This window comes from Actinacidiphila paucisporea, from assembly GCF_900142575.1.
Lineage (GTDB): Bacteria > Actinomycetota > Actinomycetes > Streptomycetales > Streptomycetaceae > Actinacidiphila > Actinacidiphila paucisporea.
This window is the reverse complement of record NZ_FRBI01000019.1, coordinates 23,862-43,030: the sequence shown is the minus strand read 5'-3', so window position 1 is coordinate 43,030 and position 19,169 is coordinate 23,862. Positions and strand designations below refer to the sequence as shown.

The following is a 19,169-nucleotide window of genomic DNA, read 5'->3' as shown; positions in this document are numbered from 1 at the left end:
CCTCCTCGTCGTGACGGGGGTGCCCGAGGAATGATCCCGAGACTCCCTGACATGGGATGGATTTATAGGCCCCCGTAGAGGCCCTTGTCCAGAGAGCGGACACTGCGAGGGCTGAAACGCGAGGTAGGCAGGTCACCGAACCCTCGCAGGACTCGTCCGGCAGCACTGTCCACCTGGAGGGACAACTACCGGAACACGCAGCGGCCTCATGAGGAAGCATGCTCCATGCCCTGGACAGAACCCCGCCTCGTCAGCCTTAATCCATCCCATGTCTCATGGTGTATCGCATCACGCAGGCGGGGATCGAGAAGGGATGGGACCACATGGCGCTTTTGACGGCTCGCACAGGCCACGTCGGCGGCGAGCGGGGCGGGGCACGGCATGGCTGACCTGATAACGGCCCTGGAGGCCCACGACATCCGCTTCCCGACCTCGCAGCACCTCGACGGGTCCGACGCCCTGAACCCGGAGCCCGACTACTCGGCGGCCTACGCCGTGCTGCGCACCTCCGGTGACGAGGAGGGCTACGGCCTGGCCTTCACCGTCGGGCGCGGCAACGAGGTCCAGGTGGCGGCGATCCGGGCGCTGGAGCCCCTGGTCGTGGGCCTGGACGTGCAGGAGGTCCTGGGCAACCTGGGGGCGTTCTCGCGGCTCCTGACCGGCGACAGCCAGCTGCGCTGGCTCGGCCCGCACAAGGGTGTCGTCCACATGGCCGCCGCCGCCGTGGTCAACGCGGCTTGGGACCTCTTCGGCCGGCGCGAAGGGCTGCCGGTGTGGCGGCTGCTCTCCCGGATGTCGCCGGAGCAACTGGTGGATCTGGTCGACTTCCGCTACCTGCGGGACGCCCTCACCCCCGAGGAGGCGCTGGCCATCCTCCGCCGGGCCGCACCGGGGCGCCAGGAGCGGGAAGAGCAGCTGCTGCGAACGGGCTACCCCGCCTACACCACGACGCCGGGGTGGCTCGGCTACAGCGACGACAAGCTCCTGCGGCTGTCCAAGGAGGCGGTCGCCGACGGCTTCACCCAGATCAAGCTGAAGGTCGGCGCCAACCGCGAGGACGACGTACGCCGTATGGCACTCGCCCGGGAGGCGGTGGGCGCCGACATCCGTATCGCCGTGGACTCCAACCAGGCCTGGGGGGTGCAGGAGGCCATCGAGTGGATGCGCCTGCTGGCTCCGCACAACCCGTACTGGATCGAGGAGCCGACCTCGCCCGACGACATCCTCGGCCACGCCGCCGTCCGCAGGGCGGTGGCACCGATCAAGGTGGCGACCGGTGAACACTGCCACAACCAGGTGATGTTCAAGCAGCTGCTGCAGGCAGACGCGATCGACGTCCTCCAGATGGACGCCAGCCGGGTGGCGGGCGTGACGGAGAACGTCGCCATCCTCCTGCTGGCGGCCAAGTTCGGCGTGCCGGTCTGCCCGCACGCCGGAGGCGTGGGGCTGTGCGAGATGGTGCAGCACCTGTCGATGTTCGACTACGTCGCCGTCAGCGGCAGCACCGAGGACCGGACCATCGAGTACGTCGACCACCTGCACGAGCACTTCGAGGACCCCGTCGTCGTCAGGAACGGCCGCTACGCCGCGCCCCTGTCCCCGGGACTGGGCGCCCGGCTGCTGCCGCAGTCGGCGGCCGACCATCGCTTTCCCGACGGACCGGTGTGGAGGAACGCATGAGCGACAAGGAGTTCGACGGTCTGTGCGCCGTCGTCACCGGAGGGGCCTCAGGGATAGGCCTGGCGACCGCCCGGCTGCTGGCCGGCCGCGGCGCCCGGGTCGCCTGCCTCGACCTCAAGCCCGCCGAAGTGCCCGCGCCGCTGGCCGGCGTCCAGGCCGACGTACGCGACGACGCGGGCGTACGCCATGCGGTGGCCGAGGCGGCACGGGTGCTGGGAGGGATCGACATCCTGGTGAACAACGCCGGGATCGGGGCCCAGGGCACCGTGGAGGACAACGACGACAGCCAGTGGCACGACGTCTTCGACGTCAACGTGTTCGGCCTGGTCCGGGTCACCAGAGCGGCGCTGCCCCACCTGCGGGCATCCCGGCACGCCGCGATCGTCAACACCTGCTCGATCGCCGCCACCGCGGGCCTGCCGCAGCGGGCGCTGTACTCCGCGACGAAAGGCGCCGTGCTGGCGCTCACCCGCGCCACCGCAGCGGATCTGGTCGCCGACGGGATCCGGGTGAACTGCGTCAACCCCGGTACCGCTGACACCCCGTGGGTGGGCCGCCTGCTGGACGCCGCCGACGACCCGGAGGCCGAACGGGCGGCGCTCAGCGCCCGCCAGCCCATGGGCCGACTGGTCAGCGCGGAGGAGGTCGCCGCGGCCATCGCCTACTTCGCCAGTCCGCTGGCCGGGGCCACGACGGGTACCGACCTGGCCGTCGACGGCGGGATGAGCGGGCTGCGGCTGCGGCCCAGGACCTGAGCCGGCGAACCGCCCTGCCGGGCAGCTGTCCGGCAGGGCCAGGGCAACATACGTAGGATGGATCGGGGTTGGCGCCTTCCCCTGTCAACCCGGGCACATTGCTGACGCTTTGGTGAAGGCGCAGATAGGAGAGGTAACTTCGGGACGTAAGACCCTCGACGTCGAGATCACTCCCCGGCGATCTCGCCGACCTGTCTTCTCAGACATGGGACTTCAGTGTTAACTTCCCGCTGTGGCCGACCCGGGTGCCGGTCGCTGACAGTCAGTGAAGGAAGAGGCATCCTCGGGCCGGACGCGTCGTCCGGCCCGAGGGAATCGACGCGATGACCCCGGGCTCCAGGGCCCCGTGAGGAGCACGACGCCCTATGAAGTTCCTGCGCATCGGGACCGCGGGCGCCGAGCGCCCCGCCGTCATGGACGGTGACACGGCCTTCGACCTGTCCGGCGTGACCCGCGACATCGACGGGGCCTTCCTCGCCGACCGCGGGGTGGAGCGCACCCGCGAGCAGCTCGACGAGGGCCGGCTGCGGCCCATCGCGGTCGCCGGACTGCGTATCGGAGCACCGGTGGCCCGTCCGGGCAAGGTGGTGTGCATCGGCCTGAACTACCGGGACCACGCGGCGGAGACCGCGACCGCGGTGCCGGCCGAACCGGTGGTCTTCATGAAGGCGTCCAACACCGTGGTCGGACCCGACGACACCGTCCTCATCCCGCGCGGCAGCGCGAAGACCGACTACGAGGTCGAACTGGCCGTCGTCATCGGCCGTACCGCCCGCTACCTGGACAGCCCGGCCGACAGCGCCGCCCACATCGCCGGCTACACGCTCGCCGACGACGTGACGGAACGCGCCTACCAGCACGAGCGCGGCGGCCAGTGGGACAAGGGCAAATCCTGCGAGACCTTCAACCCGCTCGGCCCCTACCTCGTCACTCCCGACGAGGTCGGCGACCCCGGCGACCTGGAACTGCGGCTGTGGGTCAACGGGGAGCTGCGCCAGGACGGGCACACCAAGAACATGGTCTTCGGCGCGCACCATGTCGTCTGGTACCTGAGCCAGTTCATGGTGCTCGAACCCGGTGACGTCATCAACACCGGCACCCCCGCGGGTGTCGCGTTCGGCGCCAACGACTTCCCCTATCTGGTCAAGGGGGACGTCGTCACCATCGAGAGCCCCCGGCTCGGCCGCCAGCGCCACGCCTTCGGACAGGCATGAGCGGGGACGTGCGGCACGTGGACGTCGGCGCCGAGCTGTTCGGCTCCCGGCCGGCCTGCGGCGGCGGACTGCGCCTCGGCCTGGGAACCGGTCCGCTGGGAGGCCTCTTCGCCCCGGTCACCGACGCTGAGGCGGCCGGTACGTTGGAATCCGCCTGGCAGCACGGCATCCGCTACTTCGACACCGCCCCGCACTACGGAGCCGGCCTGGCAGAACAGCGGCTGGGCCGCTTCCTCGCCGGCCGGCCACGGTCGGAGTTCGCCGTCTCGACCAAGGTCGGCCGGCTGCTGACACCCGCCGCCGACCCGGACACCGCGGGATTCCACGGGGCCCCGGCCCTGGCGCGGGTACCCGACTACAGCGCCGACGGCGTGCTGCGGTCCCTCGAAGCGAGCCTGGCGCGCACCGGCCTGGACCGCGTCGACCTGGTGCTGATCCACGACCCCGACGACCACTGGGCGCAGGCCGCGGGCGAGGCCTTCCCCGTGCTGGCCCGGCTGCGCGACGAAGAGGTGGTCAAGGCGGTGGGCATCGGGATGAACCAGACCGCCATGCTGTGCCGGTTCGTCGCCGAGACCGACGTCGACCTCGTCATGGTGGCCGGTCGCCACACCCTGCTCGACACCTCGGCCGCCGACGAACTGCTGCCGCGCTGCGCGGAGCAGGGCGTCGCGGTCCTGGCCGCGGGCGTCTTCAACAGCGGCGTGCTGGCCGACCCCCGGCCGGGCGCGCACTTCGACTACGAACCGGCCGACGCGGCGACGCTCCGCAGGGCGGGGCGGCTGGAAGAGCTGTGCGCCGCCCACGGGGTGCCGCTGGCCGCTGCGGCCCTGCAGTTCCCGGCACGGCACCCGGCCGTCACCGGTGTCGTCGTCGGAGCGCGCAGCTCCGACGAGGTCGCCGCCAACATCTCCCACGCGGCCCTCGACATCCCCGATGCGGTGTGGGCCGCCCTCGACGCCGAAAGGTCTGCGCGGTGACCGAGATCATCGATGCCCATCACCACCTGTGGGACCCGGCACACCGCCCGCAGCCCTGGCTCACCGAGCCCGGCCTGGAGGCGCTGCACCGCCCCTTCACGCCGCGGGACCTGCTGGCCGAGACGACCGCGGCCGGCGTCTCACGGACCGTCCTGGTGCAGGTCCTTCCGGACCACGACGAGACGGTGGAATTCCTCGCCGTCGCCGCCCGGGTGCCCGAAGTGGCCGCCGTGGTCGGCTGGGCCGACCTGACCGCTCCCGGCATCGCGGACACCCTGGCCGGGCTCAAGGCCGGGCCGGGAGGCGCCCACCTGGCGGCCGTCCGGCACCTGGTGCAGGCCGAGTCCGATCCGCAGTGGCTGGGCCGGCCCGACGTGCGCCGGGGGCTGGCCGCCGTCGCGGACGCGGGCCTGGCGTACGACCTGCTGGTCCTGCCGCACCAACTGCCGGCCGCGCTCAGCAGCGTACGGGCACTGCCGCACCTCACCTTCGTCCTCGACCACCTGGCCAAGCCGCCCGTGGCGTCCGGCGCGCTGGAGCCGTGGCGCGGCCTGCTGCGGGACCTGGCCGCCGAGCCCAACGTGTACGGCAAGCTGTCGGGGCTGGTCACCGAAGCCGACCACGCGGCGTGGACGGTCGACGACCTGCGACCGTACGCCGACACGGCAATCGACGCCTTCGGTCCCGGGCGGCTGATGTTCGGCTCCGACTGGCCGGTGAGCCTGCTGGCGGCCGGCTACGGCGACGTACTGGACGCGGCCGAACAGCTCACCGGCGGACTCACGGCGGAGGAGCGCGCCCGCGTCTTCGCCGGAACCGCCAAGCACGTCTACCAGCTGAAGGACCCCTCATGAAGCGCGTCCGCCTGGCCTACGGCGAGACGGGACTGGACATCGACGTCGATCCAGCCCTGACCACCGTGGTCGAGCCCGTCCACCACCGCGCCGCCAGCGACCAGCTCGCCGCGATCCGGGCCGCGCTGCGCCATCCGGTGGCGGGCCCGCCGCTGCGCGCGCGGGTGCGCCCGGGGCAGACCGTCGCCATCTCCGCCTGCGACGGCACCCGGCCGCAGCCGCGGCACCTGATGATCCCCGCCGTGCTCGACGAACTCGACGGCATCGTGCGGCCCGACGACATCACGGTCCTGGTGGCGACCGGCACGCACCGCGGCAACAGCGGGCCGGAACTGGAGGCGATGTTCGGCCCCGGCGTCGTCGGGCGGGTGAGGATCGTCAACCACGACGCACGCGACGCCGACCAGCTGGCCTGGATGGGCCACCACGGCGACGGCGTACCGGTCTGGCTCAACCGGACCTGGGCCGACGCGGACGTCCGGATCACTACAGGCTTCGTGGAACCGCACTTCTTCGCCGGGTTCTCCGGCGGCCCGAAACTCGTGGCGCCGGGCCTCGCGGGCCTGGAGACCGTGCTGGTCCTCCACGACGCCCGCCGGATCAGCCACCGGAACGCGACATGGGGCGTCATCCACGGCAACCCCGTCCACGACGACGTCCGCGCCATCGCCGAGGCGACCGGCGTGACCTTCGCGCTCGACGTCGTCCTCAACCGCGACAAGGACGTGGTGTCCGCCTTCGGCGGCGACCTCCTGGCCATGCACGAAGCGGCCACCGCCGCGGCCCGCGAACTGGCCATGCGCCCGGTGGAGGCTCCGTTCGACGTGGTGGTCACCACCAACTCCGGCTTCCCGCTGGACCAGAACCTCTACCAGGCGGTGAAGGGCATGTCGGCCGCCCACCAGGTGGTGAAACCCGGCGGCGTCATCATCTGCGCCGCCGAGTGCCGGGACGGCTTCCCCGACCACGGCTCCTACCGCGAGGTGCTCGCCTCAGCGCCTTCCCCGCAAGCCCTTCTCGACCGGATCAGCCGGCGGAAGCAGACCGTTCCCGACCAGTGGCAGGTCCAGATCCAGGCGCGTATCCAGTCCACCAGCCGCGTCATCATGCACACCTCCCACCTCCGCGACGCCGACCTGGCCACCGCCCACCTGCGGCAGACCGACGACGTGTCGGCGGCCCTCGCGCGGGCCCTCGCCGAGGCGGGCCCCGGTGCCCGCGCCTGCGTCCTGCCGGAAGGACCGCAGACCATCCCGTATCTGTCCGTCCCCGCCCGGGCCGGCGGCGCGCGATGACCGGCCTGGTGGATCTCGGGTTCGCGCAGCTGGACGTCGCGCGCGAGCAGCGGCAGGGGATGCCGGAAGTCGTCTACGGTCCGGGCAAGACGCCCCGGCAGATCGCCGCCATCATGGCCAACCTGCTGCGGCACAACACCGGCCCCGTGCTCGCGACCCGCGTCGATCCCGGCACCGCGGCGACGGTGCTGGAGGACGTCGAGGGCGGCACTTACCACGAGCGAGCCGGGTTGCTGGTCTACCGGCCGGCGCCGCGCCGGCCCTTCCGGGTGACGGTGATCTCGGCCGGCACCTCGGACGGCCCGGTGACGGCCGAGGCCGCGGCCGTCTGCACCGCACTGGGCCTGACGGTCGAGGAGATCCACGACGCCGGGGTCGCCGGCCTCGACCGGGTCATCAGGGCTGCGCCGCGCCTGCAGACCAGCGACGCCGTGATCGTCGTCGCCGGTATGGAGGGGGCGCTGGCCAGCGTCGTCGGCGGGCTGGTGCGCTGCCCCGTCGTCGCCGTGCCGACCTCCACCGGATACGGTGCCTCGCTGGAGGGCGTCACAGCCCTGCTCGCGATGCACGCGTCCTGCGCGGCGGGGGTCACCGTCGTCAACATCGACTCGGGGTTCGGCGCCGCCATGGCCGTCCACCGGATCACGCAGATCGCCGCGCGCTCCGAGGCGACGGGCGCCGGCCCTTCTAAGGCGGCGTCGTCCGCGTCCGATTCGCCGGCGCCGTACAGTTCCGCCGGTTCGTCACCCGCGTCCGGTCCGCCGGCGCCGTACGCTCCTGCCGCTTCGCCGGCGTCGTACGGTCCCGCCGCGGCTCCCGGCTCGCTTGCCGCGCCTGCTCGACCCGCGCACGGCTCCTCATGATCTGCTGGATCAACCCGTTCACCGGCCTGGCCGGTGACATGCTGCTGGCCGCGCTGCTCGACGCGGGCGCGCCGATCGAGGCCGTTCGGCAGGCCATCGGCGACACCGGGCTGAACGGATGGGCGCTGACGGCCGAGCATGCGACCGACCACGGGCTGCGCGGAGTGCGCGCGCACGTCGAGGTCACCGACGAGGCCACCGAGCGGCGCGCCGCCGAACTGATCGAGATGGCGTCGCGCGCTACTCCCCAGCCCGTGGCGGACATGGCGGTCGCCGCGCTGCGCGCGCTGGCGGTGGCAGAAGCACACCTGCACGGCACCGAACCGGACCTGGTGCACCTGCACGAGATCGGCGGCCACGACACCGTCGTCGACATCGTCGGAGTCGCCGCCGCACTGCACGCGCTCGGCGTCACCGACACCGTTTGCGCGCCGTTGCCGCTGGCCACAGGCAACATCCGCTCGGCGCACGGCATCCTGCCAGGACCGGCCCCGGCGACCCTGGAACTGCTGCGGGGCGCCGAGGTCACGGGGAGCGACCTGCCCGGGGAGACGGTAACCCCCACGGGTGCCGCACTGCTGCACGCGGCCGGCGCACGCTACGGCGGCATGCCCGCCATGACGCTGGCCACCACCGGTTACGGCCTGGGCAGCCGGCGGCTCGGGGACCGCGCCAACGTCACGGTCGTCGCTCTGGGCCGAACCGCGGCGCTCGGTACGGGAACCGGGCCTGCGGAGCCGGGCGGTGACGAGGACGTGGTGACCCTGGCGACCAACCTGGACGACGTCACCGCCGAGACACTGGCCCACGTGGTGGCCCGCGCGCTGGACGCCGGCGCGCTGGACGCCTGGATCACGCCCGCGCTGATGAAGAAAGGCCGCCCCGGCCACGTTCTCAGCGTCCTGGCCCGCCCCGCGCAGGTGGCGGAGCTGGGCACCCTGCTCGCCGCCGAGACCGGCAGCCTGGGGCTGCGCGTCACGGGCAGCCGGCGCCGCGTCCTGGAGCGCAGCTTCGGCAGCGTGCTGGTGGACGGCTGCCGGATCGGAGTCAAGCACGGTCCCTACGGCAGCAAGCCGGAGCACGACGACGTCGCCGCGGCCGCCGCCGTACTGGGGCTGCCGCTGCGCACGGTCGCCGCGCGCGCCCTTCGCCTCGCCACCCCGGCGGAGCCCGATGCCGCGGTACGCGGCCTCCCGGAGGAGACGGTATGACGACCCATCCGATCGCCGACCGGCTGACCCGCCGCCTCACCGCGATCGGCCCGCTGGCCGTGGCGTTCTCCGGCGGCGCGGACTCCGCACTCGTGCTGGCGGCGGCCGTACGCACCCTGGGGCCGGCCGACGTCATCGCCGTCACCGCCGTCTCGGAGAGCCTGGCCGCCGCCGAACTCCCGGCGGCGGAGAGGTTCGCCCGGTCGCTCGGCGTCCTGCACCTGACGCCGCGCACCCGGGAACTCGACAGCGCCGGCTACCGGGCCAACGGACGGGACCGCTGCTACTTCTGCAAGTCCCACGTCCTGGACGCCGTCGTGCGAATCGCCCGGCAGCACGGCCACACCCAGTGCGCCACCGGCACCAACGCGGACGACGCCGTCGATCCGTTCCGGCCGGGAATCCGCGCCGCGGACGAGCGGGCGGTGCACGCCCCGCTCCGTGACGCCGGACTGACCAAGGCCGACGTGCGCGAGCTGAGCCGGGAATGGCGCCTGCCGACCTGGGACAAACCCGCCCACCCCTGCCTGGCCAGCCGCATCCAGTACGGCATCGAGGTCACCGGCCACCGGCTGGCGCGCGTCGACCGCGCGGAGACCGCCGTACGTGCGCTGCTCGACCGCGGCGGAATCAGCTCCCGGCATGTCCGCGTGCGCGATCTCGGCGAGGCGACACGGGTGGAGGTGGACGGAGCGGCGGTCGACGCCCTGCGCGACCTGCCGGGAGTCGACGCCGCCGTGCGCTCCGCGGGTTTCACCACCCAGCAGATCACGGTCGACGCGTTCAGCTCGGGCCGCCTCAACACCGACTGAACCCACCGCCGAGCGTGGCCGGTCCGGCGACCAGCCTCCCGCACCTATGACGCACAGTCACCCACAAAAGCCGACTGTCCAGAAACAGCGTGAGGACCGAGGGCGATCGGCGTCGTTCATATTTTCGGACGACGCAGCCCCTGTAGAGTCTTGGCCCGGCAAGGGGCAGATTCCGTTGGACGTCGTGGAGGAGCGGGCCGAATGGATCGTGACGACAACGTGCTCGCAATCGGACCGTACAAAGTCGAACGCAAGCTGGGATCAGGCGGGATGGGCGTGGTCTACCTTGCTACTTCCCCTACAGGTCGACGTGTTGCGGTCAAGGTAGTCCGTGAGCGGTACGCGGCGGATCCGGTATTCCGATTACGCTTCGCGCGTGAGGTCGCGGCCGCACGCACGGTCAGCGGCGCTTTCACTGCACCCGTCGTGGACGCGGACACCACCGGGCCGACGCCGTGGATGGCCACGCTCTTCATTCCTGGTCCCACGCTTGCCGATCACGTCGCCGCACGCGGGCCACTCGACCTCGACGCCCTGCTACGCCTGGCCGCCGGCCTCATCGAAGCCCTGCGAGATATCCACCGTGTCGGCTTGATCCATCGGGACCTCAAGCCGAGCAACGTCCTCATGACGGACGATGGACCCCGCGTCATCGATTTCGGTATCACACGGGCCATCGATGCGGACACCCTCACAAAGACGGGCGACGTCATCGGCACGCCGCTCTACATGGCCCCCGAGCAGTTCCGCACCCCGAAGGGGGTCGACCAGGCTGCCGACATCTTCGCTCTCGGTGCGGTCCTCACCTTCGCATCCACCGGGCGCGGCCCCTTCGACGGTGAGAACAGTTACGCCGTCGCCTGGAACGTAGTGCACGAACCGCCGACCCTCGACGGTGTACCTTCCGTTCTGATCGACATCGTCGAATCATGTCTCGCAAAGGACTCTGCCCAGCGGCCGAATCCGGAAGACCTGCTCGCCCATCTGTCCGACCGGTCACCGCTCTCCGTCACCCGCGGCGTCAGGGGTGCGTGGAGGCGGCGTTTGGGCGCATTATCGCTCATTGCCACGGTCACTGTCGTCGTGCTCTTGGCAGCCACCGGTGTCTGGTTCCTGGGCCACAAAGGCAACGGACACACCGGCGCTTCGGTCAAGCCACAAACCACGACCCCGAGGGCAACCCGGCCGGCGATCGCCGGCCCGCTGCACGAAGGGGAAGCCGCGCTCCGCCCGAAAGGTTGGGCCCTGTGGGAAACCTACGACTCCCTGGGGGGCGACAACCAAGCCAATGAATGCGCTTGGGTGCGGCCCTATATCATCTGCGACCTCATATCCGGCTCCGTCGTGGCCTATGACAGCCGCTCCGGAAAAGTCGCGTGGACGGCCGCCGTAGGGAAATTCGAAAGCCTGGATTTCGAGGAGGCTCCGGAGGGCGATTCCTTCTTCACCGTACAGGACGGATCTCGTTCCGCCCCCGATGAGTCGGTCCTTACGGTCCGTGACTCAGTAACCGGCAGAGCACGGTGGCACACGTCAGTTTCTTTCGTCGTGGATACATTCATGAACCATGGCCTCATCGTGGCCGCAATCGGAAAACTCGGATCCAGTGAGCTCAGCAAGGTCGTTGCCTGGGACACCAAAACCGGCGCTCAGCGGTGGACACATTCCTTCGGCAACCTTAGCGTTAACGCCCTCAAACCCGCCGGTGACAGAATCATAGCCAGTGGCGACCATGGCGCAGACAGCCCCTTCGATATGGCCGGCCTGGACTTGAGCACGGGTAGGCAGCGGTGGGTGCACTCGCGGGGAAAAGAGAACCCCAGTTACATCGGCGCCACACCGAATCTCGCGGTATTCCCAATCTATCGTCCCGATTCAGCGATCGTCGTCGCAGTCGACTTGGTCGATCCGGCGACCGGCCAGGCGAAGCGCATCACCCTTGGAGAACCGGCCACCGAAAGCATGACGCTGGATGGCACATCGCTCTACTCCGTTCGCTCGGACGGACTAATTCGTGCGTACAACCTCACAACTGGATCCGTTCGCTGGACAGTCGATATGGGCGCCGAGTCGGACGGCATTCTATTGGTGTCCGATCAGCGTGTTTATGCCCAGACTCTCACTTCCGAGATCGATTGCAGGGACGCTGACACCGGACACGAATTGTGGCGCAGTGCGCCTCGCCGTGATCCCAACATGTCACTGACCGAGTCACTTCCGCATTTTCGTCCGGTGGTCACCAAGGGGGTTGTGTACGCCCTGTCGGCCCGCAACTCCGTGTTCGCCATCGAACCACCCGACGTCCCGGCCGCTCCGGATAGGTCCACGCAGAAAGGGTAGATGAGCCGAGGCTGCATGATCGTGTCGCGGCAGCTTCCCTGGGGCCGAAGCCATCGGCCGGTTGCCGGTCCAGGCTCGCAGCCAGTCGGTGGTGTCCTGGGCGGCCAAGGAAGCCGGAAAGGGCTCGAAGTCGACTCCCGCGCCGTCGTTGTAGTCAAGGGGCTCCGCAAGAGCGGCGGCGAGAGCAGTCGGAAACTGCCGGACATCGGTGTCGGTCACATCGCAAGCCGCCGAGCCTGCGGCCCAACCGTTCCCGTAACCTCGCGGCCATGCCCACTGGTCACGATTCCTGCCACTGCGTCGTCTGCCAGGACATAGACGCGCTGGATCCTCGCACTCAGTCGACCGTCGACATCATCGGTCAGCACGGCTGGCAGGTCACCGGCATCCCCGCAGACGGCAAGGGACCCGGCTGGGCCTACACCATCGGCTTGTGGCACCAGCACAGGATGCCCGAAGTCGCGATGTTCGGCTTGGACGTCCGCTCGATGCAGACGATCCTCAACGACCTGAGTCAGCGAGCCGTCGAAGGGCAATCCCTGGACGCCGATCGGGAACGGCACGACGTCGCAAGCGTCCCCGTCGTCCTCAAACCCGTCGACTACCGCTGGTACGAAGCGTTCTTCGGCACCGCGGTCGGCTATTACCGCAAGCCACCCTTCCCCTTCCTGCAGGTCGTCTGGCCCAACCGCGCCGGAGCCTACCCATGGCAGCCCGGTGGGGAAGACCTTCTTGACCGCCAACCCCGACTGGACCTGCGGCCCGACGACCACCCCGTCGGAGTCTGGACACAGGATCTGTGAACCGGAGAGCGCCACGCCGTTTCGGACGAATGGGAAGCTGACGCCCTCCAACGCCGCCGGTCGGGAATACCCGCTGCGGGCGGCGCATTAGGCGATCATGCCGCCGACGGCGGTGTATTGCTTTCGGACGTGAGGAATCTCCGCGTATGCGTGCTGTGGTGATCGACGAGTACGGCGGCCCCGAGGTGCTTCGGGTCGTTGAGGTGGCCGAGCCCGTCGCGGGGGCCGGGCAGGTGCGGGTGCGGGTGCGCAGCGCCGGCGTCAATCCGGTCGACGTCAAGCAGCGGGAGGGGTTCTTCGCCGCCGTCGCGCGGGCACGGTTCCCGCTGCGCCTGGGCAACGAGTACGCGGGCACCGTCGACCAGGTCGGCGACGGGGTGCGGGACTTCGCGGTCGGCGACGACGTCCTCGGCTCCGCCACCGGGCAGTGTTACGCCGATCTGGTGGTCATCGAGGCCGCGGACGTCGTCGCCAAACCCGCGTCGTTGAGCTGGGACGCCGCCGGCGGGCTGCCGGCCGTCGGGCAGACCGCGTACACCGCGCTGGAGCAGATCGGCGGTGTCGGGGACGGCGAGACGCTGCTCGTGCACGCCGCCGCGGGCGGGGTCGGAACGGTCGCGGTGCAGATCGCCCGGCTGCGGGGCGCCACGGTCATCGGCACGGCGAGCGAGGGCAACCACGACTACCTGCGCTCGCTGGGCGCCGTCCCGGTGGCGTACGGCCCCGGCCTGGTCGACCGGGTGCGCGCGCTCGCGCCCGGCGGCGTCGACGCGGCCCTCGACGCGGTCGGCGGCGACGCCACGGCGGTGTCGCTGGCGCTGGTCGCCGACCGGCACCGTATCGGCACGACCATCGACGCCGCGGCCGCCGAGACGCACGGGTTCCTGCGCGTCGGCGGGCGTACGACACCGGGGCTGCGTCAACTGGCCGAGTGGTGCGGCACCGGCGCCGTCGTCCTGCCCAGTGTCACCGGCTACCCGCTCGACCAGGTCGCCGCCGCCCACCGCCACGTCGGGACGGGCCACACCCGCGGCAAGGTCGTGCTGCGGGTCGGATGAGCGGCGGCCCGCCCCGGGCGGTCAGCCGACCCGCCGGGCGAGCACCTGTCCCGGCCAGGTGCCGGACAGGAAGCGGTCGGTGGGGGTGAAGCCGTTGCGCTCGTAGAAGGCGACGAGTTCTCCCCCGCCGCCGGCCCAGCAGTCCACCCGCAGCAGCTCCACGCCCGCCCGCCGGGTCTCCTCGACCGCGTGGGCGAGCAGCGCCGCCCCGACGCCCCGCCCGGCGTGCCGCCGGTCGGTCACCAGCAGCCGTACGTACAGCTCCGGTTCGGCGGCGGGCGCGATGGGCATCTGCGGGCTGGGCTCGGAGTCCAGCACCAGGGTGCCGGCCGGGGCGCCGTCCAACTCCGCGACGAAGGGGGCGTTCTCGGTCAGGTACCGCTCGACCCGCTCGACCCCGCCCGGCTTGCGCGAATACGGTGTCGTACCCCACTGCTCGGTATTGCCGCGCGCGTTCATCCAGACGATCGCGCCGTCGAGCATGTCCAGGGTGGCCGTGACGTCGGCAGGGCCGCCGGGCCTGATCCGTATGCCGTGTGCCGTGTCGTTCACCCCCGAGAGCCTAGGTCCGGTCATGGGCACTCCGGCGCAGCACCAGGGTGACGAAGCCGAAGGTGTCGCGGTAGCCGTGCAGCCACTCGGCGCGGCGGGTGTCGGCGGTTGCCAGTGCCTCGGCCGCGTCCGGGTCGTCGGGGTGGTCGAGCGCCCAGCCGGCCAGGTCGCCCCAGCAGGCCCATTCGTAGGCGTCCAGCTCCTGGCGGGTGCTGACGTGCCCGTGGACCGGCGTCCATCCCTCGGCGGCGACGCGGTCCACCGTGGTGGCCAGATCGTCGAAGTCGCCGAGTATCTCGATCGCCTCGGGCGTCGGCGTACACTCCCAGAACCCGTCGCCGACCAGGACGCGGCCGCCGGGGGCGAGGTGCTTGCGGGCCGCCGCGAGGGTGGGCAGCAGACCGCCGAAGGCGTGTGCGGCCCCGACGCTGAGCACCAGGTCGAAGGGCTCAGGTGACGCGAATTCCGCCGCGTCCTGGTCGTGCAGCACCAGCCGCTCCCGAAGACCGCGGCTGCTCGCCGCCTCGCCGGCCTGCGCCAGCGCCTCCGCGGAGACGTCCACCCCCTCGGCGTGCACCCCGGGCCTCGTGGCCAGCGCGCGCAGCAGCCATTCACCCGTCCCGCAGCCGAGATCGAGCATCCGCTCGTCGCCGCGTGGGAGGCTCTTGTCGAGCAGGAGGCGCACCGACTCGTCGTCGAGCGGCGCTTTGATCGGGTGGTGGGCGTGGGCGATCGCGGAAAGCTGTTCACGGTTCACCGGCGCAGCCTGCCAAGGAAGCGTCCCGCCGCGCATCCGCTTTTCGCCGCGCCTCGACGGCGGACGGTCCGCACCGCGCGAAACGCGGTGGAATCCCGCACGGGGGTCGGGACATGCTGGGCGCATGTTGATCAGGGAAGCCACCGCGGAGGACTGGCCCGCCGTCTGGCCGTTCTTCCACCGCATCGTCGCCGAGGGCGAGACCTTCACCTATCCCCTGGACCTGACCGAGGACCAGGGCAGGGAATGGTGGCTGCTGCCCGCGCCCTTCCGCACGGTCGTCGCCGTGGACGAGGGTGGGACGGTCCTGGGGACGGCGAAGATGAACCGCAACCACATGGGCAACGGCTCGCACATCGCGAGCGCCAGCTACATGGTCGACCCGGCGCACTCCGGGCAGGGCGTGGGGCGCGCGCTGTGCGCCTATTCGGTGGACTGGGCGCGGGCGGCGGGCTACCGGGCGATGCAGTTCAACGCGGTCGTGGAGACGAACGCGCACGCGGTGAAGCTGTACCGCTCGCTCGGCTTCGAGGTCATCGGCACGCTGCCGGAGGGCTTCCGGCACCCGCGGCTGGGCTACGTCGGGCTGCACATCATGCACCTCGCGCTCTGAGCCCGTCAGGGGGCGAGGCCTCACACGGTGGTCGCGGGCGTGATAAGCCGGGGAGACGGACGATCTTGTGACGGCCCGTCTGGTGCTGCACCCGCTGAGCGCCGCCGAGGCCGAGCGGGTGCGGGACGGCAGGCGGGGTGACGGGGTGCGCTGGGCGGACGGCTATCCCACGGAAGGCGACGTGTCGGCGGTGACGCGGTTTCTGCGCACCTGCGCGCGCGGCGGTGATCCGCGGCCGTTCGGTACGTACGGGATACGGCTGCGCGCGGACGGGACCACCGTCGGCGGGGTGGACTTCCACGGGCCGCCGGACGAGGACGGCGGGGTCACCGTCGGCTACGGCCTCGTGCCGTCGGCGCGGGGCAGCGGCTACGCCTCCGAGGCGCTGCGCGGGCTGCTGGACGTCGCCCGCGCACAGGGCGTCAGCAGCGTCGCGGGCGACACCGACATCGGCAACACCGCCTCCCAGCGGGTGATGGCGGCGGCCGGGATGCGGCTGGTCGCGACGACCGAGCAACTGGCTTTCTACCTGATCGCCTGGGACGGCACCGCGGGGAGGGCGCCGGCGGGCGCGTAGGGTCGGCGCATGCTGGTGTGGATCAACGGGCCGTTCGGGGGCGGCAAGACGGCGACCGCGTACGAGATGTCCCGGCGGCTGGCCGGGAGCGTGGTGTGCGATCCGGAGCATGTCGGCTTCGGCCTGCACCGTATGCTGCCGCCTGACCTGCGCAGCGACTTCCAGGACCTCCGGGCCTGGCGGGAGGGCGTCTACGAGGTGCTCGACCTCGCCGCGAGCCGCTACGCGGGCACGGTGATCGTGCCGATGACCGTGGTCGAGCCGGTCTACTTCCGCGAGACGGTGGGGCGGCTGCGCGACCGAGGGCACGACGTACGGCACTTCGCGCTGCTCGCCGAGCGGCAGACCGTCATCAGGCGGCTGCGCGTGCGCGGCCTGGGCCATCTGGTGCAGCTCGCGGCGGGAAAGGACGCGCCACTGCGGCGGGAGAGCTTCGCGATGCGCAAGCTCGACCTGTGCCTGGAGCGGCTGACCCGACCGGAGTTCGCCGAGCACGTGTGGACCGACCGGCTCGGGGTCCCGGAGGTCGCCGACCGTATCGCGGCCGCGGCGGGCCTGCGCCTGACGCCGAACGCCGAAAGCGCTCTGCGGGGCCGGCTGCGCCGGGCGTGGACGAGCGCGAGGCACATCCGGCTGCGCTGAGGGCCGCGCCGCAATCGCCCCACGGGCGTACGGCGACGGCTGCGGGCGCCTTGCTGCGGCGGGCGAGGGTCGTCCGCACACCCCCCGCCGCCGCGCTGATCCGGCGCGGAGCGCGCCTCGGGAAAGGAGCAGGAGAGTGCCCCCCGGCGTGGGTGGATGGGGCTTGTCGAAGGCACTGTCCACCGCAGCTGCGGGAAACACTCTCCAGGCCGCCGACCTTACCCGCGCCCGCCGGTGCGGCAGCGCCGAAAGCGCCGCCGCACCGCCGATGACCACCCGATCAAGCGACAGGGGGCCGCGCTGCGGGACGGCCCGGAGGCCGGGCGCGTCAGGGCGCCGCGCTCCCCCAGCGGTCCGGACCGGCGGAGGCCGACAGCCACTCGTCGTGGAAGGGGGCGGGCATCTCGGCGGGCAGCGGGAGCAGCGTCGCCCTCGACGTCCGAGGCGCTCGGGCTCTCCAGGGGCCACGGCATGGAGGGAGGGGCATGCCGGGTGACACCTGCGCGTTCAACGGGGGCGCTGCCGCCGATCGGCCTCCCACTGAGGTAGGCGGCGGAAAACGTGACGGGCCGCGCCCCCTGGCGCGGGGGCGCGGCCCGGAGGACGCGCGAGGGTTCAGCCGGCGCTGCGGCCGTAGCGGCGGCGGAAGCGCTCGACGCGGCCGGCGGTGTCCAGCTCGCGGGCCCTGCCGGTGTAGAAGGGGTGGCTGGCGGAGGAGACCTCGACGTCGATGACGGGGTAGGTGTTGCCGTCCGACCAGACCACGCTGCGGTCGGTCGTCGCGGTGGAGCGGGTCAGGAAGGCGAGGTCGCCGGCCTTGTCGCGGAAGACCACCGGGCGGGACGTGGGGTGGATGCCGTGCTTCATGGAGGTCCTTTCGTGGTGGTGGGTGCGGGGCCGGCCGGGCTCAGGCAGCCGAGCCGTACGGCTCGCGGGTCAGCGCTCCTCGCGGAAGAGCACGTGCCGGCGGGCGACGGGGTCGTACTTGAGCAGCGTCAGCCGGTCCGGGTCGTTGCGCCGGTTCTTGCGGGTCACGTAGGTGTGACCGGTGCCGGCGGTGGAGCGGAGCTTCACGACGGGGCGCAGTTCACTGCGGGCCATGGGGCCACCTCATTCCGTCATCGTTATCGTTTTCATCTCGCTGTCGGAGACGTCAACGCCACGAGGCCGGTCCGCATTCCACCATCGGGGCCCGGATGCCGCGCCGGACGCGGCTACCGGGAGAACACCGTGAAAAGGCCGCCGTCCGGGTCCCGCAGGTCGGCCCAGGGGCCGATCGGGCCCGTGCCGGTGCCGACCACCGTGCCGCCGAGCGCTCGGGCGGCCTCCGCACGCGCCGCCACGTCGTCGACCGCGAAATGGACGGCCCAGTGCGGGCGGATCGTCGGGTCGGGTGCCGCCCCGATCGCGCCCGAGGAGATCCTGGCCACCACCTCGCCGCGGTTGCGGACGACGACCTCGGCATGCTCGTAGTCGTAGGCGACGCTGCACGCGTCGTCCTCGTCGGCCCACTCCAGGACGCCGCCGTAGAAGATCGCCGCCTCGAAGGCGTCCCTGGTGCGCAGGCGGACGACGACCGGGCCGCGGTCGTGCCAGGACTGCCAGCCGCCGGGCAGCCGGCCGTCCCAGACGCCGAAGACCGCGCCGTCCCGGTCGGCGGCGAGCACCGCGCGGCCCGACGCGAAGGACACCGGGCCGAGCGCCACGGTGGCGCTGCGCTCGCGGATCCTGGCGGTCGCCTCGTCGGCCTGGGCGACCGCGAAGAAGGGTGTCCAGCCGACCGCGACCTGCATGTCGCCGGCGACCGCGCCGATGGTGGCGAGCGGGCGGCCGTCGGTCACCGCGACGGCGAAGCGCTCACCGAGGGTCGTGGAGCGGAATTCCCAGCCCAGGACGCTGCCGTAGAACTTCTCCGCGGCGGCCAGGTCCCGTGTCGTCAGGCTCACCCAGCAGGGGGCGCCGCGCGCCACGTCGTCGGCGCTGCTCGCGCCCTGACCGCCGCTGGACGCGCTGGACGTCTTCGTCCCGTCGGCCGCGCATGTCGCGCGCTGGTCGTCATGCGCCGGCTGCCGCCCGGTCATCGCACCGACTCCGATTCGTGTGGCTCATGCTCGTGGGAGAGCTCGTGGGGGGAGGACCCCTGGCGTGCAGGGATGTCCTGCG

At 71.7% G+C, this 19,169-nt stretch carries 20 protein-coding genes; 15 read left to right on the top strand and 5 right to left on the bottom strand.

Annotated elements, in window-relative coordinates; all coding sequences use genetic code 11:
- The first annotated feature begins 381 nt into the window (after window positions 1–381).
- From BUE44_RS24745 to BUE44_RS24685, 12 genes are all read left to right on the top strand, one after another.
- Window positions 382–1,680 (top strand): enolase C-terminal domain-like protein, encoded by a 1,299-nt coding sequence (locus BUE44_RS24745; protein ID WP_073501200.1) that lies wholly within the window; start codon window positions 382–384, stop codon window positions 1,678–1,680.
- Window positions 1,677–2,435 carry an SDR family NAD(P)-dependent oxidoreductase gene (locus BUE44_RS24740; RefSeq protein WP_073501199.1) on the top strand — a complete coding sequence of 253 codons (759 nt, stop codon included), beginning with the start codon at window positions 1,677–1,679 and terminating at the stop codon, window positions 2,433–2,435. Before BUE44_RS24745 ends, BUE44_RS24740 begins: the two co-directional genes overlap by 4 nt.
- A gap of 365 nt (window positions 2,436–2,800) precedes the next feature.
- Entirely contained in the window at window positions 2,801–3,649 is an 849-nt protein-coding gene (locus BUE44_RS24735) for a fumarylacetoacetate hydrolase family protein (RefSeq protein ID WP_073501198.1), read from the top strand.
- Window positions 3,646–4,629: an aldo/keto reductase gene (locus BUE44_RS24730; RefSeq protein WP_079190048.1), complete on the top strand. Its 984-nt coding sequence runs from the start codon at window positions 3,646–3,648 to the stop codon at window positions 4,627–4,629. Before BUE44_RS24735 ends, BUE44_RS24730 begins: the two co-directional genes overlap by 4 nt.
- Window positions 4,626–5,483, top strand: coding sequence for an amidohydrolase family protein (locus tag BUE44_RS24725; protein ID WP_073501197.1), 858 nt, complete (start codon window positions 4,626–4,628; stop codon window positions 5,481–5,483). Before BUE44_RS24730 ends, BUE44_RS24725 begins: the two co-directional genes overlap by 4 nt.
- Complete coding sequence (gene larA, locus BUE44_RS24720) at window positions 5,480–6,778, top strand: nickel-dependent lactate racemase (RefSeq protein ID WP_073501196.1); 1,299 nt, start codon at window positions 5,480–5,482, stop codon at window positions 6,776–6,778. The genes BUE44_RS24725 and larA overlap by 4 nt, the downstream gene beginning before the upstream one ends.
- Before the next feature lie 8 nt (window positions 6,779–6,786).
- A complete protein-coding gene (larB, locus tag BUE44_RS24715) occupies window positions 6,787–7,641 on the top strand; it encodes a nickel pincer cofactor biosynthesis protein LarB (protein WP_235002420.1) in 855 nt (284 codons plus the stop codon).
- Complete coding sequence (larC, locus tag BUE44_RS24710) at window positions 7,638–8,852, top strand: nickel pincer cofactor biosynthesis protein LarC (protein WP_073501194.1); 1,215 nt, start codon at window positions 7,638–7,640, stop codon at window positions 8,850–8,852. The genes larB and larC overlap by 4 nt, the downstream gene beginning before the upstream one ends.
- A complete protein-coding gene (gene larE, locus BUE44_RS24705; RefSeq protein ID WP_107415826.1) occupies window positions 8,849–9,664 on the top strand; it encodes an ATP-dependent sacrificial sulfur transferase LarE in 816 nt (271 codons plus the stop codon). The genes larC and larE overlap by 4 nt, the downstream gene beginning before the upstream one ends.
- Window positions 9,665–9,865: 201 nt before the next feature.
- Window positions 9,866–12,004: a protein kinase domain-containing protein gene (locus BUE44_RS24700; protein ID WP_073501193.1), complete on the top strand. Its 2,139-nt coding sequence runs from the start codon at window positions 9,866–9,868 to the stop codon at window positions 12,002–12,004.
- A 269-nt stretch (window positions 12,005–12,273) separates the two neighbouring features.
- Window positions 12,274–12,807, top strand: coding sequence for a DUF4262 domain-containing protein (locus BUE44_RS24690; protein ID WP_073501192.1), 534 nt, complete (start codon window positions 12,274–12,276; stop codon window positions 12,805–12,807).
- Window positions 12,808–12,953: 146 nt separating this feature from the next.
- Window positions 12,954–13,865: an NADP-dependent oxidoreductase gene (locus tag BUE44_RS24685; RefSeq protein ID WP_073501191.1), complete on the top strand. Its 912-nt coding sequence runs from the start codon at window positions 12,954–12,956 to the stop codon at window positions 13,863–13,865.
- A 21-nt stretch (window positions 13,866–13,886) separates the two neighbouring features.
- On the opposite strand, the gene BUE44_RS24680 is transcribed toward BUE44_RS24685, so the two are convergent.
- Window positions 13,887–14,417, bottom strand: a complete 531-nt coding sequence (locus tag BUE44_RS24680; protein WP_073501190.1) for a GNAT family N-acetyltransferase — start codon at window positions 14,415–14,417, stop codon at window positions 13,887–13,889.
- 10 nt (window positions 14,418–14,427) lie between these two features.
- The gene (locus tag BUE44_RS24675; protein ID WP_073501189.1) at window positions 14,428–15,174 is read right to left on the bottom strand and encodes an SAM-dependent methyltransferase; all 747 of its coding nucleotides are present in this window, start codon (window positions 15,172–15,174) and stop codon (window positions 14,428–14,430) included.
- A 124-nt stretch (window positions 15,175–15,298) separates the two neighbouring features.
- Between BUE44_RS24675 and BUE44_RS24670 the strand changes: the two genes are divergently transcribed.
- The 3 genes from BUE44_RS24670 (at window position 15,299) to BUE44_RS24660 (ending at window position 17,006) form a co-directional block, all read left to right on the top strand.
- Entirely contained in the window at window positions 15,299–15,787 is a 489-nt protein-coding gene (locus BUE44_RS24670; RefSeq protein ID WP_073501188.1) for a GNAT family N-acetyltransferase, read from the top strand.
- Window positions 15,788–15,854: 67 nt separating this feature from the next.
- Window positions 15,855–16,364, top strand: a complete 510-nt coding sequence (locus tag BUE44_RS24665; RefSeq protein ID WP_073501187.1) for a GNAT family N-acetyltransferase — start codon at window positions 15,855–15,857, stop codon at window positions 16,362–16,364.
- Between the two features lie 9 nt (window positions 16,365–16,373).
- Window positions 16,374–17,006, top strand: coding sequence for an AAA family ATPase (locus BUE44_RS24660; protein WP_073501186.1), 633 nt, complete (start codon window positions 16,374–16,376; stop codon window positions 17,004–17,006).
- 615 nt (window positions 17,007–17,621) lie between these two features.
- On the opposite strand, the gene BUE44_RS24655 is transcribed toward BUE44_RS24660, so the two are convergent.
- The 3 genes from BUE44_RS24655 to BUE44_RS24645 form a co-directional block, all read right to left on the bottom strand.
- Window positions 17,622–17,873, bottom strand: coding sequence for a type B 50S ribosomal protein L31 (locus tag BUE44_RS24655; RefSeq protein WP_073501185.1), 252 nt, complete (start codon window positions 17,871–17,873; stop codon window positions 17,622–17,624).
- A gap of 69 nt (window positions 17,874–17,942) precedes the next feature.
- Window positions 17,943–18,107, bottom strand: coding sequence for a 50S ribosomal protein L33 (gene rpmG, locus BUE44_RS24650; RefSeq protein ID WP_033171982.1), 165 nt, complete (start codon window positions 18,105–18,107; stop codon window positions 17,943–17,945).
- A 113-nt stretch (window positions 18,108–18,220) separates the two neighbouring features.
- On the bottom strand, window positions 18,221–19,087 hold the full coding sequence (locus tag BUE44_RS24645; RefSeq protein WP_079190046.1) for a VOC family protein: 867 nt from the start codon (window positions 19,085–19,087) through the stop codon (window positions 18,221–18,223).
- Between the last annotated feature and the right edge of the window lie 82 nt (window positions 19,088–19,169).